This window comes from Collimonas sp. OK242, assembly GCF_900107095.1.
Lineage (GTDB): Bacteria > Pseudomonadota > Gammaproteobacteria > Burkholderiales > Burkholderiaceae_D > Collimonas.
Window position 1 is genome coordinate 68,176 of the sequence record NZ_FNOR01000014.1, and the last position, 14,312, is coordinate 82,487.

Sequence of the window (14,312 nt, forward strand, 5' to 3'; positions counted from 1 at the left end):
TCACACGCATACCCCGTGCATACCCGCTGATAAATCGTCAGTGAAATCCAGACTTTCTGGCCGCCATTACACCGGCCACTGTCAGGAACGATCCGAAAACCACAATTCTATCATTCTCACCTGCCCTGCTTAATGCATTTGCATAGGCTTGTGCAGGAGAATCGAAGGACATGACGCTGGATTGCGCATCCGGCCCGTGTTCCGGATGGACACCGGCCTCCAGCAAGCGTTCTTGCAGCTGCTCGCCAGTGGCCGCGCGCGGCAGCGGCAACGCCGCCAGACACCAATGATCGATGCGTGTCTTCAATTGCGCGACTATGCCCTCGATATCCTTGTCCAGCATGGCGCCGAATACCGCATAGGTATACGGATGAAAGCCCATATTATCGAGATTCTGGGCCAGGGTCGCCGCCGCATGCGGATTATGCGCGACGTCCAGGATCACCAGCGGCTGTCCCGGCAAAACCTGGAAACGGCCCGGCAAATCCATCATGACAAAGCCGCTGCGCACCTCCTGCGCGCTGACCGGCAATCGCTGCCGCAGCGCCTCCAGCGCAGCCAATGCCGCCGAAGCATTCAGCAACTGGTTGGCGCCGCGCAAGCTGGGATAGCCCAATGAATTGCGGCGCTGGCCGCGGCCGCCGTAATTCCACTGCTGCTTGTCGCCGGTATAGTTGAAATCGCGCCCCAGCAGCCAAAGGTCGGCGCCGATCGCATTGGCGTGATCGATCAATGATTGCGGCGGCACCGGATCGCTGCAGATGGCGGCTTTGCCGGCGCGGAAAATGCCGGCCTTCTCAAAACCGATTTTCTCGCGCGTGTCGCCCAGGTATTCGGTATGGTCGATATCGACGCTGGTGACGATAGCCACATCTGCATCGACAATATTGACCGCATCGAGGCGCCCGCCCAGACCCACTTCCAGGATCACCACATCGAGCTTGGCCGCTGCCAGCAGATGCATGATGGCCAGCGTGGTGAACTCAAAATAAGTCAGGGAAATGTCGCCGCGTTGCGCCTCTACCGCCTCGAAACTGGCGATCAGGGCCGCATCCGACGCCGATTCGCCGCCAATGCGCGCGCGCTCGTTGAAATCGAGGAAGTGCGGTTTGATATACAGGCCGACCTTGTAACCGGCGCGCAGCAGGATAGCTTCCAGCATGGCGCAGGTCGAGCCTTTGCCATTGGTGCCGGCAACCATGATGACCGGACAGGCAAATTGCAGCTGAAGTCTGTCCTTCACCTGCACCACCCGGTCCAGGCCCATGTCTATGGTTTTGAAGTGGCGCGACTCCAGCAGAGCAAGCCAGTCGGCCAGCGTCACAGGCTTGGCGGAAATATTTGACATTTTGACATCCAACTAAAAGCAAAAGGCCTGAACCGCGACAGTTCAGGCCCCGTGGCAAAATTCACATCAAGCGATGGATTCAGCCGGCTGATCTTGCAACAGCGCCAACAAATGCGCAATTTCTTCACGCATCTTGCGGCGGTCGACAATCATGTCGACTGCTCCCTTGGTGACCAGGAATTCGGCGCGCTGGAAGCCTTCAGGCAGCTTTTCACGCACGGTATTCTCAATCACCCGCGGACCGGCAAAACCGATCAGCGCTTTCGGTTCCGCGATCACGACATCGCCCATGAAGGCGAAAGAGGCGGAAACGCCGCCCATGGTCGGATCGGTCAGGATGCTGATGAACGGCAATTTCTTTTCCGACAGCTTGGTCAGCATCGCAGTGGTCTTGGCCATCTGCATCAGGGACAACAAGCCTTCTTGCATACGCGCGCCACCGGTAGCGGTGATGCAGATGAACGGCACTTTTTGCTCCAGCGCAACCTGGGCGCCGCGCACAAAGCGCTCACCCACCACCGAACCCATGGATCCGCCCATGAATTCAAACTCAAACGCCGCCACGACCACTGGCAAGGTCATGATGGAACCGCCCAGCACGATCAGCGCATCGGTTTCGCCGGTGGCGTCCATCGCAGCTTTCAGACGGTCCGGGTATTTCTTGCTGTCTTTGAATTTGAGGGTGTCGATCGGCAGGGTTTCCTGGCCGATTTCATAGCGTCCGCCGGCATCCAGCAAGGCATCCAGGCGTTCACGTGCACGTATCCGCATGTGGTGGTCGCACTTCGGGCAAACATGGATGTTCGACTCCAGATCGGTGCGATACAAAACCGCCTCGCACGCCGGGCATTTGACCCACAATCCCTCAGGGATCGATTTACGGGTTGCCGAGTCGCTGCGCTGAATACGTGGGGGTAGTAATTTTTCTAGCCAACTCATAGAGTGACCTCCTTCAGATTTTTTTCTTGCCGAATTGTACCTTCATCCCCAAATCAGCGAAATAGCTAATCAAACCAGCTGATTCGGGAAACATTTCCATTCCGACATGTAAATTACTCGTCCAACGCTTTCCGTATCCCTGCCAAGAAGCTCTCCACCGCCGCCACAGCTTGCTCACGCGGCGTATTTTCAAGCTCCTGGATAATCCGGCTACCGATCACCACCGCATCCGATACTTGCGCCACCGCCTTGGCAGTTAGCGCATCACGGATGCCGAAACCGACGCCGATCGGCAATTTGACATGTTTGCGTATCGCCGCCACTTTGGCGGCGACTTCGCCGGTATCGATATGGCCAGCGCCGGTGACACCCTTCAATGACACATAATACGTGAATCCGCTGCCAACCTTGGCTACTTGCGCGATCCGCTCTTCGGTCGAGGTCGGCGCCAGCAGGAAAATCGGATCCATGCCGTTAGCCTGCATTTTCTCGGCAAATTCTTCACATTCTTCCGGCGGATAATCAACCACGATGCTGCCATCGACTCCGGCCTCCTTGGCGGCGGCAATAAAGGCATCGACGCCCATCCGCTCCAAAGGATTGGCGTACCCCATCAATACCACAGGCGTGCCGGTATCGGTTTGCCTGAACTCGCGTACATAGGCCAGCACGTCATGCAAGCTGACGCCGAATTTCAACGCTCGTTCGCAAGCGCGCTGAATCACAGGACCTTCCGCCATTGGATCGGAAAACGGCACCCCCAGTTCCAGGATATCGGCGCCGCCCCTGACCAGCGCATGCATCAGCGGCACGGTCAGTTCCGGCGCCGGATCGCCGGCCGTGATGAAAGGGATCAGCCCTTTCTTATTGTTTGCGGCGAGTGCTGCCAAGGTAGTCTGGATTCGTGACATAGGATCTATAGATATGAATTGCGTTGTGCTTGTTTGCCGGTCCGCAGCGGATATGCTGTGCTGCGGATCGGATCGCGGCTGGCCGTGTCAAGCCAGTTTCAACCGTTCGGCAACGGTATGCATGTCTTTGTCGCCGCGGCCCGACAAATTGGCCAGGATGATCTTATCCTTAGGCAAAGTGGCAGCCAACCTGGCCGCATAGGCCAGGGCATGGCTGGACTCCAGGGCCGGGATGATGCCTTCGATGCGGCAACAGGTATGAAATGCCGCCAGCGCCTCATCGTCGGTCACGGTTTCATAAGTGGCGCGGCCGGAATCCTTCAACCATGCGTGTTCCGGCCCGACTCCCGGATAATCGAGACCGGCCGAAATCGAATGGGTTTCGATGATCTGGCCATTCGCATCCTGCAGCAGATAAGTACGGTTGCCATGCAGCACGCCAGGCGAACCCAGTGTCAGCGAGGCCGAGTGCTTGCCGCTGGCAAGTCCCTCGCCGGCAGCTTCCACCCCGACCAGGGCGACCTCGTGATGATCGATGTAGGGATAGAAAATCCCCATCGCATTCGAGCCGCCGCCGACACAGGCGATCACATGGTCAGGCTGGCGCCCGGTCATTTCCGGCATTTGCGTCAGGCACTCATTGCCGATCACTGACTGGAAATCGCGCACCATCATCGGATACGGATGCGGGCCGGCGACCGTGCCGATGATGTAGAAAGTATCTTCAACGTTAGTGACCCAGTCGCGCATGGCTTCGTTGAGCGCATCCTTCAAAGTCTTCGAACCGGATTCGACCGGCACCACCTTGGCTCCCAGCAGGTTCATGCGATACACGTTCTGCATTTGCCGCTTGACGTCCTCGCTGCCCATGTAGACCACGCATTCGAGGCCAAAGCGGGCGCAGATGGTGGCGGTTGCCACGCCGTGCTGGCCGGCGCCGGTTTCAGCGATCACGCGCGGCTTGCCCATGCGTTTGGCCAGCAACGCCTGGCCGATCACATTGTTGATCTTGTGGGCGCCGGTATGATTCAAATCCTCGCGCTTGAAATAGATCTGCGCGCCGCCCATCTGCTCGGACCAGCGCTTGGCGTGGTAAATCGGGCTGGGGCGGCCAACATAGTGTTTCAGCTCGCTGTGGAATTCGGCCAGGAATTGCGGCTCGTTTTGATATTTGGCGTAAGCCTGCTGCAACTCGCTCAGCGCCAGGGTCAATGTTTCCGAGACGAAGCTGCCGCCGTACATGCCGAAATGGCCTTTGGCGTCAGGTAAATTGTACTGTGCGCTTTGACGCAAGGTGGTACTCGCGAGCGGCTGGCGCTCGGCGTATTGCTCGAGGGGGGTGAATTCTTTCATGGCATATCTCTCTAAACTGACTAATCGTGGAACAGAGTTTAAGAGCCACCGCGCGGCGAATTACACTATCCGTGCGACTCTGTCCCCAACTGATCGTGATCGGCGTCCGCCTGCCGTATCGCATCAATAAATGCGCGAATCTTGGCGGCGTCCTTGATGCCCTTGTCTTGCTCGACGCCACTGCTGATGTCGACCGCAAAGGGACGTACGCGCTTTACCGCGTCAGTCGCATTGTGCACGCTCAAGCCACCACTTAAAACGACCTGAGGCGCGAGTTCTTTTGGGATGAGAGACCAATCAAATACCTTTCCACTGCCGCCATAAGCTTCAACCAGGGTATCCAGCAGCAGCCCGGCAAACAAACGGCTGCCGGAACGATACGCCTGGGCGTATTCTAGCAAATCGGCAGCCACTGCAGTACTGCCAATCCGCATCGCGCGTATAAATGGCCGGTTTACCGATTGCGCCAGCGCGGCGCAATCCTGTACGGTTTCGTCGCCATGGAACTGCAGTAGCGACACCGGCGCCTGCGCCACTATCTGTTGCAACTGCTCCGGCTCGGCATTGACAAACAGACCAACCGTGGCGATGAATGGCGGCACGGCGGCAATCAGCTTGGCGGCCTGCTGCGGGGTGACGTAGCGCGGGCTGTTCGGGTAGAACACAAAACCAAGGGCGTCCGCACCTGCGGCAACGGCGGCCTGCACATCCTGTTCGCGGGTCAAGCCGCAGATTTTAATTCGGGTACGGTGGCTCATGGGACTTAGTCCAGTCAACAAAACATCGATATGCGCAATGTATCACCTTGAAAATATCATTTAAATATCATTTGCAATAAATGGCTATTTAACAATATAAGCGCGGGACATCTATAACCAGGGCATCAACCCGGCCGGTTGCTGGGGCAGCCGCCATTTCGGATCATAGGCCACTTGCGCCAGATACAGGCCGTCCGGCATGAAAGTCGGCGCGGCCAGGCCGCGATCGCGCTGCAACAGCAACTCTGCAATCCATTCAGGCGGTTTGCTCCCGTTGCCGGCATAGATCAGGGAACCGACGATATTGCGCACCATATGATGCAAGAAAGCGTTGGCGCGCAAGCTGAATACGATCAGGTCGCCGCGCCGCTCGATGCGAACTTCTTCCATCGTGCGCACCGGCGACTTGGCCTGGCATTCCACTGCGCGGAACGCCGAAAAATCGTGGGTGCCGACCAGATGCGCCGCAGCTTGACGCATCAGATCAAGTTCCAATGGCCGGAACACCCAACCAGCCTTGCCTTCCAGCAGCGGCGAGCGGACCGGATTGTTGTACAACAGGTAGTGATAAGTTCTGGCAGTGGCGCTAAAGCGCGCATGGAATTGATCTCCGGCTCCGCGATCCGCCACATCTCCTTCAGCGGGCGCAGACAGCTCATGCGCCCAGCGCACGGCGATCGATGACGGCAGGAAGGCATTCAAGCCACGCACCCAGGAAAATATTTCGCGCGATAAAGGCGTATCAAAATGCACGACCTGCTCAAGCGCGTGCACACCGGAATCGGTACGGCCGGCACAAGTCGTGTCGATCGGGCCTTGCGTGAATTTTTGCAAGGCCGCTTCCAGCCTGTCCTGCACGGTCTTCCCGTTAGGCTGGGTCTGCCATCCTTGCCAAGGTGTGCCGTCGTACTGCACGCCGAGAACGATACGTTTCAATCAAACTCCAATTAAAAAGGAAAACGGGCGCCAGCATAACGCTGCGCCCGTCGAAAGCAAAATGCTAGGGTTATTGTACTAGCTGCGTGCTAGTTACAGCTTGGCCAGTAATGTCTTCGCTGCATCGACCTGTTCCGCGCCGCCGCCTTTCAATACTTCTTCCAGCAATTCGCGCGCACCTTCCTTGTCGCCGATCTCCTTATACGCAACGGCCAGGTCCAGCTTGGTCGCCATTTCGGGATTGGCTGAGGCAGATGCAGCAACCTCAGCCGCTGCCGGTGCGGCGCTTGCTGCCGGGGTATTTGCATGAACGGCACTGTCCAGGTCCAGATTCATGTCGGCCAGATTGAATTCCAGCGGCGCAACCATAGGCTCGGCATGCGGAGCATACGATGGCGCGGCCGGTGTTTTGACTGGCTTGGTTTCAGCTGGAATATCGATATGGGCGTGGGCCGGTTCGTAATTCGAAGGCTGGCCGCCGACCGGGATTTCCAGCGCGCCAAACGCCATCGGCGCCGGCGCACTCTTTTCCGCTACTTTCGCCACTGCTGCAGGCTTATGGTCCAGTTCGAAATCGAGTGCATCGAGCATGGATTTACCGGCGTCATGGGAAGTTGACAGCAACACGGTGTTTTGATTGGCGGATGCTTCGCTGCCGAGCTCTTCCAGATCGAAATCCATATCGTTTGCATGCATTTCTGCCGATGCCGCTGTCGATCCTGCAGACGCGCTGCCAGGCTTGCCCAGTTCGGTTGCTGTCAACGGCGCCAGCAATTCCACCGGGGCTGCAGGCTGCACCAGTTGCGGAATCGGCACAGCTTGCGGCTGAGTCGGCGCCGTCAAGGAATTGAAATCGAGACCTTCCATCGGCTGAGTCGGCGCGGTAATCGAATCGGCCTTGGCAATCACCTGATCCTGCAATTTACCGCCACCGTATAAAGGATTGGCTGGATCGACATTCAGGCCCAGAGCGGCCGCCTGCTGCCAATCTTCGCCTTCGCCACGGGTCAGGCTGTACAACTCGCTGGCCAGGATTTCAAACGAGCGAGGATCTTTGCGATTCGCGTAGATTTCCAGCAGCTTGACGCGAATGGCGTTGCGGTTTGGCTGGTTGCGCAGAGCTTCTTTCAGGATTTCTTCGGCTTGCGCATCGCGTCCGTAAGCGATATACACGTCCGCTTCGGCGACCGGATCGACATTGGTATCCAGGTGGCTGACCGACGGCACGAAATTCGAATTGAAGATGCTGTTCTTGGTGTCGACGCTCTGGCCGCCTGTCGAACCGAACAAGGAGTTACCCTTCAAGCCCGAATTGGTCATCGGCGCGCCGCTGCTATCCAGGAAAGCCTGCTCGCGCGCGCGGTTGCGACGGTAACGGAACAGGCCGAGACCTGCCAGCAACGCCACCAGGACACCGCCAACCGGCAGCAACAATGGGTTTTCGGTAAGGCTTTCAATGAAACCCGGCTCTGGCGCAGGCGGTGCTGCCACCTTCGGCTTAGCTGGCGCCGGGGCCGGCGCTGCGGCAGGTGCAGCGGCGGCCACTGGAGCCGCAGGCGTAGCGCTGGCGTCGGTTGCCGAAGCAGCCGCTGGAGCCGAAGCTGAGCTTGCGCCAACAGCTGCTGCCGAGGCCGCCACAACCGGAGCCGTCGCGGCCGCTGGCGAGGCCGTTGGCGAGGCCGGAACCGCTGCTGCCGGAGCTGGCGTTACCGCTGGAGCCACCGGTGCGGCTGCCGGCGCCGCTGCAACAGGTGCAGGCGCGGCAGGTTTCACATTGGCGGCCTGATTCTGCAGGTCAGCCAGGTTCTTGTTCTTTAACTCGAGCGTTTTCTGCAGGTCGCTGACATTTTTTTCCAGTTCCTTGACACGCGAAGCAGCCTCGGCGGCAGCTTTTTCTCGTGCGATCTTCTCTTCCGTAGCCGCGTTGGCGGCAGCCTTGGCGTCGGCAGCGCCGGCCGCAGCCGCGGCAGAACCGCGCGACAATTTCAGCTTGTCCTTGGATTCACTGGCAGGAGTGGCTTGCTCTTCCACCTTGGCGGTAATTTTGCCGCCGCTGCTTTGCCTGGATTCAGCCGTTGCATTTGGCGCGGCCGATTCCACCAGCCCGGCCAAGGTATTGCGATAGCTCTTGAAATCCTTGGACTGCGCCACTACCACGTTCCTGGCTTCCGATTTACTGACGCTGCCTGCGCTGTCAGCATTAGGAATCGACAGGATCTGGCCCGAGCGCAGGCGATTCATGTTCTTGCCGACAAACGCAGCTTCGTTGCTGCGGTATAGCGCGACCAGCATCTGGTCCAGCGAGATGCCAGCCGGCAGGTTTTCGCTAGCAATGCCTACCAGCGTATCGCCCTTCTTGACATGGTAGTCGCCGCCTGCAGGCGCTGCGGCCGCAGCTTTGGCCGGGTTGCCGCCAGTGGCGGCAGCGGCTGGCTTGGCGGCGCCGGTGGCGCCGTTAGCACTGTTGGCACCGCTAGCGACCGCCTTGGCTGCAGCAGCGCGCGTAGCATCGGTGATGGTCGAACCGGTTGACGACGGTGCCTGGACAGCCTGCTGGACTGGCGCCGAACGAGGGGCGGCAGCGGCAGCAGTGCTTGTTGTAGCGGCACGTGGGACAGCAGGAGCGGCCGGCGCGGCAATTTGCGCCGGCTGTGCCTGGCGCTGGCCGGCAGGATCAAGCAACAAGGTATATTCGCGCACCAGATGTGCTTTGGTGCCGCCTAGCTCCATCAGCATGTCGACAAACGGCTCATTGATAGGCTGGGTCGAGGTTACCCGCACAAAACGACGGCCATTGCGCTGATCGATGGCAAATTGCAAAGACAACAACGCTGGGTTGAAATCGATATTGGCTTGCTGATAAGTTTCCGGACTAGCCAGTTTCGCCACTAGCGTACCTGCTTCGTCCTGGCTTACCGAGGTAAGCTCAATTTCTGCACGTAACGGTTGTCCCAGTGAGGACAGCACGGTTAATTTACCCAGACCGGCAGCCTCTGCACTGGAAATCATCAGCATGGCGGAAACCACGGCTGCAGTGAGGGTCTTTAAACCGGTGGAAATAAATTTATTCGAAGAATTCAGGTGCATGTTGTGTGGCATGAAGGACTGTCCGTTGACGTATTAGGAAACAAATCTTGCTGAAAGCAAATACTGTACCCAGTTTTTTTAAAAATCAATATCTAGATTGACATTAGTGTGGCGCTTAGCAAACGATGACTCTATTCACATAGCACTACACCAAGCAGCGTAACGGTCGATAAATAGTGAATAAGCAGTCAATAAGTACTGGCAAACACCATACCGACAGATACGCCAAGCCCGCCAAGACTTCCTTTAAGAAAATATTTAGCGGGCCATATTGCAAGTCGGCAACAATATCACAACTACCGTAACAAGTCAGGTATCCAGAACAATCCGTAGCATGCGGCGCAACGGTTCTGCCGCACCCCACAACAATTGGTCACCTACGGTAAATGCTGACAAATAATCGCCGCCCATCTGCAATTTGCGCAAACGACCGACAGGAATTGTCAGGCTGCCGGTCACCGCCGCAGGCGTCAGGTCGCGCATTGACGATTCTTTATCGTTAGGCACCACCTTCACCCACTGGTTATTACTAGCGATGATGTCATTGATTTCATCCAGCGGCACATCTTTTTTCAATTTGATGGTCAAAGCCTGGGAATGGCAGCGCATGGCGCCGATGCGGATGCACAGGCCATCCACCGGGATCACCTTGCCACCATTGCTGAAACCGGCACCGCGGCCAAGAATCTTGTTGGTTTCTGCGCCGGCTTTCCATTCTTCTTTTGACAGGCCCTCACCCAGATCCTTATCGATCCAGGGAATCAGGTTGCCACCCAGAGGCACGCCGAATTGCTTGATTTCGTCAGCCGACATGGAATGCTGCTTGCCCAGCACCTTGCGGTCGATTTCCAGAATCGCCGATTTCGGGTCGTCCAGCAGCGCCTTGACTTCGGCATGGATGGAGCCGAACTGCGTCAGCAATTCACGCATGTGCTGCGCACCGCCGCCCGATGCCGCCTGATAAGTCATGGAGGTCATCCATTCGATCATATCGTGCTCGAACAAACCGCCCAGGCCCATCATCATGCACGACACGGTGCAATTGCCGCCGATGTAGTTCTTGACGCCGCGCTTCAAACCATCCTTGATCACGTCCAGATTGACCGGATCCAGCACGATGATGGCGTCATCATTCATGCGCAGCGTGGAAGCGGCGTCAATCCAATAGCCATTCCAGCCGGCAGAACGCAACTGCGGGAAAATCTCGCTGGTATAGTCGCCGCCCTGGCAGGTAATAATGATGTCGCATTTTTTCAAGGCTTCAATATCGGTGGCGTCTTTTAACGTTGTTTCGTTTTTCGCCAATGCCGGTGCTTTACCGCCAGCATTTGAAGTTGAAAAGAATACCGGCTCGATATGGGCGAAATCGCCCTCTTCCTGCATACGCTGCAACAAGACCGAACCCACCATGCCACGCCAACCGACCAAACCAACCAGTTTCATCATGATTCCCTAACAATAAACGGGAAAAGCCCCGCACTTCACATTACGGCAGACCCACCTGCCAAATCTCTTTATGTCCCTCTATCCCAGCGCCTTTACCACCGCCGCACCCATTTCGCCGGTGCTGACCTTGGTCGTGCCTGCTTCGTAAATATCCGCAGTACGCAAACCTTGCGCCAATACTTTCTTGACCGCATTTTCGATACGATCGGCCTGCTCCGCCTTGTTCAGCGAGTAACGCAACATCATGGCAGCCGAAAGAATGGTCGCCAGAGGATTGGCAATACCCTTGCCGGCGATGTCCGGCGCGGAACCATGCGACGGCTCGTACAAGCCCTTGTTGTTGGCGTCCAGCGAGGCCGATGGCAGCATGCCGATCGAACCGGTCAGCATGGAAGCCTGATCCGACAGGATATCGCCGAACATGTTGCCGGTGACCACGACGTCGAAATTCTTCGGCGCGCGCACCAGCTGCATCGCGGCGTTGTCGACGTACATGTGGTCCAGCGCGACGTCCGGATATTCCTGATGAACCTCGGTGACGATGTCTCTCCAGAACTGGAAAGTCTCCAGCACATTGGCCTTGTCGACGCTGGTCAGGCGCTTGCCGCGCTTTTGCGCCGCCTGGAAAGCGACGTGCGCGATGCGACGGATTTCCGGCTCGGCGTAGCGCATGGTGTCGAAACCTTCGCGCTCGCCTTTAAAGGCGCCGTCCGGCGCGGTGCGCACACCGCGCGGCTGACCGAAATAAATGTCACCGGTCAGTTCGCGGATGATCAGGATATCCAGCCCGGACACTACCTCCGGCTTCAACGTCGAGGCGCCGGCCAGCTCCGGATACATGATCGCCGGACGCAGGTTGGCGAACAGGCCGAGGTGCTTGCGCAGGCCGAGAATCGCCTGTTCCGGGCGCAGTGAACGCTCCAGGGTGTCGTATTGCCAGTCGCCCACAGCACCGAACAAAATGGCATCGGCATCTTGCGCCAGTTTCAGGGTGCCTTCCGGCAGCGGATGACCATGCGCCGCATAGCCGGCGCCGCCGACCGGAGCCGATTCCAGTTCAAATCTTTCGCCAAGCACGTTCAACACATTGACCGCTTGTTCAACGATTTCCGGACCGATGCCATCACCTGGCAAAATTGCTATTTTCATTTTTTCCTGGATTGAATAATTCAAAAAATATCAGTTGCTGGCAAGCCGCTTAAATAGTATTGCTCAACCAAGGCTGAGCAGCTAAGTGGCGCTCTTCAAAGTCGCGAATCTTGTCGGACTGGCGCAGGGTCAGGCCGATATCGTCGAGACCGTTCAGCAGGCAATACTTGCGGAATTCGCCGACTTCAAACGGGAAAGCCAGGCTGCCGTTGGCTGTGCAGACCAGCTGCTTCTCCAGATCGATTATCAGGCGATAGCCCGGGAATGCCTTGACTTCATCGAACAGGCGATCGATTTGCGCCTCTGGCAGCACTAGCGGCAACAAGCCGTTCTTGAAACAGTTATTGAAGAAAATATCGGCGAAACTGGGCGCGATGACCGCACGAAAACCGTATTGATCCAGCGCCCACGGCGCGTGTTCGCGCGACGAGCCGCAGCCGAAGTTCTTGCGGGTCAGTAAAATCGAAGCGCCCTGGTAACGTTGTTGATTCAGGACGAAATCCGGGTTCAAAGGACGCCGCGAATTATCCATGCCCGGCTCGCCATGATCCAGGTAACGCCATTCATCAAACAAATTCGGGCCGAAACCGGTCCGCTGGATAGACTTCAGAAACTGCTTCGGGATAATCGCATCGGTATCCACATTAGCGCGATCCAAAGGCGCTACCAAGCCATCCAGTACAGTAAATTTATTCATTTCTTGATCCCAATCTGCCACCCCGCCAGCGCGAGGTGATCATTTGCCTTGAATTTTCTCGCCGACGTGTTCCACATCCTTACCAAAGCCGTGGAAGGTATTACAAGCGCTCAATGCATAGACGCTGGCCAGCAAAACACATAAGGTGATTATTTTTTTCATCTTTGTCCTTCGGTAAATATTTTATGTAGAGCGAACGAATTAGAGGGAACGGATATCAACGAAATGACCGGCAATGCCCGCCGCCGCCGCCATCGCAGGGCTAACCAGGTGGGTGCGGCCGCCGGCGCCCTGCCGGCCTTCAAAGTTGCGGTTCGAGGTGGATGCGCAGCGCTCGCCCGGCTCCAGCCGGTCAGCGTTCATCGCCAGACACATGGAACAGCCGGGTTCGCGCCATTCGAAACCGGCGTCCTTGAAAATCCGGTCCAGGCCTTCGCGCTCGGCTTGCTCCTTGACCAGGCCGGAGCCCGGCACCACCATCGCCAGCTTGACGTTGGAAGCACGGAACTTGCCGCGCACTACCGCCGCCGCCGCACGCAAATCTTCAATCCGCGAATTGGTGCAGGAGCCGATGAATACCTTGTCGATACGGATGTCTTCAATCGCGGTATTCGGCTTCAGCGCCATATAGGCCAGGGCCTTTTCCATGCCGTCGCGCTTGGTGGCGTCTTTTTCCTTGTCCGGATCAGGCACGCGGCCATCAATCGCCACCACCATTTCAGGCGAGGTGCCCCAAGTCACTTGCGGCTTGATCTCGGCAGCGTTGAGGGTCACCACCATGTCGAACTTGGCGCCCGGATCGGAATGCAAGGTGCGCCAGTAAGCGACGGCGCGCTCCCAATGCGGCCCGACCGGCGAAAACGGCCGGCCTTTGACATAGTTGACGGTAGTGTCGTCGACCGCGATCATGCCGGCACGCGCACCGGCTTCAATCGCCATGTTGCAGACCGTCATGCGGCCTTCCATCGACAACGCGCGAATCGCCGAACCGGCGAATTCGATTGCATAGCCGGTGCCGCCGGCGGTGCCGATACGGCCGATCACTGCCAGCACGATGTCCTTGGCGGTGACGCCGTTAGGAATCACGCCGTCGACCTGCACCAGCATAGCTTTGGATTTTTTGGTCAGCAAGGTCTGGGTCGCCAGCACATGCTCGACTTCGGAGGTGCCGATGCCGTGCGCCAGGCAAGCGAACGCGCCATGGGTCGACGTGTGGGAATCGCCGCAGACCACGGTCATGCCAGGTAAAGTTGCGCCCTGCTCCGGTCCGATCACATGGACGATGCCTTGGCGATGGTCGTTCATGCCGAAATAGGTCAAGCCGTAGGTCTTGGCATTCGCATCCAGGGTTTCCACTTGCAAACGCGAGATCGGATCGGCGATGCCGTTAGCGCGGCCGGTAGTAGGCACATTATGATCGGCCACCATCAGGTTGGCCGGCAGCCGCCATGGTTTGCGGCCGGCCAGCTTCAGCCCTTCGAAAGCCTGAGGACTGGTGACCTCATGTAAAAGATGTCGATCAATATACAGAATCGCCGTGCCATCCTGTTCAGTATGGACGACGTGAGATTCCCAGAGTTTATCGTAGAGCGTTTTAAGCATGATCCAGGGCGGCTGCGAGGCGCGCTAAACAGTGAATTTAGCTCTTGATTATGCCATAGAAGCAGGCAATTTACGCTGCTGGAAGC

12 protein-coding genes and 1 pseudogene are annotated in these 14,312 nt (G+C 57.6%); all 13 read right to left on the reverse strand.

Annotation, left to right across the window (positions count from 1 at the left end; translation table 11 throughout):
- Positions 1-37: 37 nt before the first annotated feature.
- On the reverse strand, positions 38-1,348 hold the full coding sequence (gene folC, locus BLV81_RS16400; protein WP_092358349.1) for a bifunctional tetrahydrofolate synthase/dihydrofolate synthase: 1,311 nt from the start codon (positions 1,346-1,348) through the stop codon (positions 38-40).
- Between the two features lie 66 nt (positions 1,349-1,414).
- Complete coding sequence (gene accD / locus BLV81_RS16405; protein ID WP_092358182.1) at positions 1,415-2,287, reverse strand: acetyl-CoA carboxylase, carboxyltransferase subunit beta; 873 nt, start codon at positions 2,285-2,287, stop codon at positions 1,415-1,417.
- Between the two features lie 113 nt (positions 2,288-2,400).
- Complete coding sequence (gene trpA, locus BLV81_RS16410) at positions 2,401-3,198, reverse strand: tryptophan synthase subunit alpha (RefSeq protein WP_092358184.1); 798 nt, start codon at positions 3,196-3,198, stop codon at positions 2,401-2,403.
- A gap of 87 nt (positions 3,199-3,285) precedes the next feature.
- Positions 3,286-4,551, reverse strand: coding sequence for a tryptophan synthase subunit beta (gene trpB, locus BLV81_RS16415; protein ID WP_092358185.1), 1,266 nt, complete (start codon positions 4,549-4,551; stop codon positions 3,286-3,288).
- A 65-nt stretch (positions 4,552-4,616) separates the two neighbouring features.
- Entirely contained in the window at positions 4,617-5,309 is a 693-nt protein-coding gene (locus BLV81_RS16420) for a phosphoribosylanthranilate isomerase (RefSeq protein ID WP_092358187.1), read from the reverse strand.
- Between the two features lie 111 nt (positions 5,310-5,420).
- Positions 5,421-6,245 carry a tRNA pseudouridine(38-40) synthase TruA gene (gene truA / locus BLV81_RS16425; protein WP_092358189.1) on the reverse strand — a complete coding sequence of 275 codons (825 nt, stop codon included), beginning with the start codon at positions 6,243-6,245 and terminating at the stop codon, positions 5,421-5,423.
- Between the two features lie 93 nt (positions 6,246-6,338).
- Positions 6,339-7,565 (reverse strand): motility hub landmark protein FimV, encoded by a 1,227-nt coding sequence (locus BLV81_RS24435; protein WP_369823892.1) that lies wholly within the window; start codon positions 7,563-7,565, stop codon positions 6,339-6,341.
- An 822-nt stretch (positions 7,566-8,387) separates the two neighbouring features.
- Positions 8,388-9,344 (reverse strand): annotated as a pseudogene (locus BLV81_RS24440) (FimV family protein); the annotation flags it as partial.
- A gap of 297 nt (positions 9,345-9,641) precedes the next feature.
- Positions 9,642-10,775, reverse strand: a complete 1,134-nt coding sequence (gene asd / locus BLV81_RS16435) for an aspartate-semialdehyde dehydrogenase (RefSeq protein WP_092358193.1) — start codon at positions 10,773-10,775, stop codon at positions 9,642-9,644.
- 81 nt (positions 10,776-10,856) lie between these two features.
- Entirely contained in the window at positions 10,857-11,927 is a 1,071-nt protein-coding gene (gene leuB, locus BLV81_RS16440) for a 3-isopropylmalate dehydrogenase (protein WP_092358195.1), read from the reverse strand.
- 49 nt (positions 11,928-11,976) lie between these two features.
- On the reverse strand, positions 11,977-12,624 hold the full coding sequence (gene leuD / locus BLV81_RS16445; protein ID WP_092358197.1) for a 3-isopropylmalate dehydratase small subunit: 648 nt from the start codon (positions 12,622-12,624) through the stop codon (positions 11,977-11,979).
- 39 nt (positions 12,625-12,663) lie between these two features.
- On the reverse strand, positions 12,664-12,786 hold the full coding sequence (locus BLV81_RS16450) for an entericidin A/B family lipoprotein (RefSeq protein ID WP_092358199.1): 123 nt from the start codon (positions 12,784-12,786) through the stop codon (positions 12,664-12,666).
- A gap of 39 nt (positions 12,787-12,825) precedes the next feature.
- Positions 12,826-14,226, reverse strand: a complete 1,401-nt coding sequence (leuC, locus tag BLV81_RS16455) for a 3-isopropylmalate dehydratase large subunit (RefSeq protein ID WP_092358201.1) — start codon at positions 14,224-14,226, stop codon at positions 12,826-12,828.
- Between the last annotated feature and the right edge of the window lie 86 nt (positions 14,227-14,312).

What these genes read in the sequence shown, in the direction of transcription:
- folC (WP_092358349.1), bottom strand. Translation starts at nt 1,348, where the DNA reads ATGTCAAATATTTCCGCCAAGCCTGTGACGCTGGCCGACTGGCTTGCT.
- accD (WP_092358182.1), bottom strand. Translation starts at nt 2,287, where the DNA reads ATGAGTTGGCTAGAAAAATTACTACCCCCACGTATTCAGCGCAGCGAC.
- trpA (WP_092358184.1), bottom strand. Translation starts at nt 3,198, where the DNA reads ATGTCACGAATCCAGACTACCTTGGCAGCACTCGCCGCAAACAATAAG.
- trpB (WP_092358185.1), bottom strand. Translation starts at nt 4,551, where the DNA reads ATGAAAGAATTCACCCCCCTCGAGCAATACGCCGAGCGCCAGCCGCTC.
- BLV81_RS16420 (WP_092358187.1), bottom strand. Translation starts at nt 5,309, where the DNA reads ATGAGCCACCGTACCCGAATTAAAATCTGCGGCTTGACCCGCGAACAG.
- BLV81_RS24435 (WP_369823892.1), bottom strand. Translation starts at nt 7,565, where the DNA reads ATGACCAATTCGGGCTTGAAGGGTAACTCCTTGTTCGGTTCGACAGGC.
- asd (WP_092358193.1), bottom strand. Translation starts at nt 10,775, where the DNA reads ATGAAACTGGTTGGTTTGGTCGGTTGGCGTGGCATGGTGGGTTCGGTC.
- leuB (WP_092358195.1), bottom strand. Translation starts at nt 11,927, where the DNA reads ATGAAAATAGCAATTTTGCCAGGTGATGGCATCGGTCCGGAAATCGTT.
- leuD (WP_092358197.1), bottom strand. Translation starts at nt 12,624, where the DNA reads ATGAATAAATTTACTGTACTGGATGGCTTGGTAGCGCCTTTGGATCGC.
- BLV81_RS16450 (WP_092358199.1), bottom strand. Translation starts at nt 12,786, where the DNA reads ATGAAAAAAATAATCACCTTATGTGTTTTGCTGGCCAGCGTCTATGCA.
- leuC (WP_092358201.1), bottom strand. Translation starts at nt 14,226, where the DNA reads ATGCTTAAAACGCTCTACGATAAACTCTGGGAATCTCACGTCGTCCAT.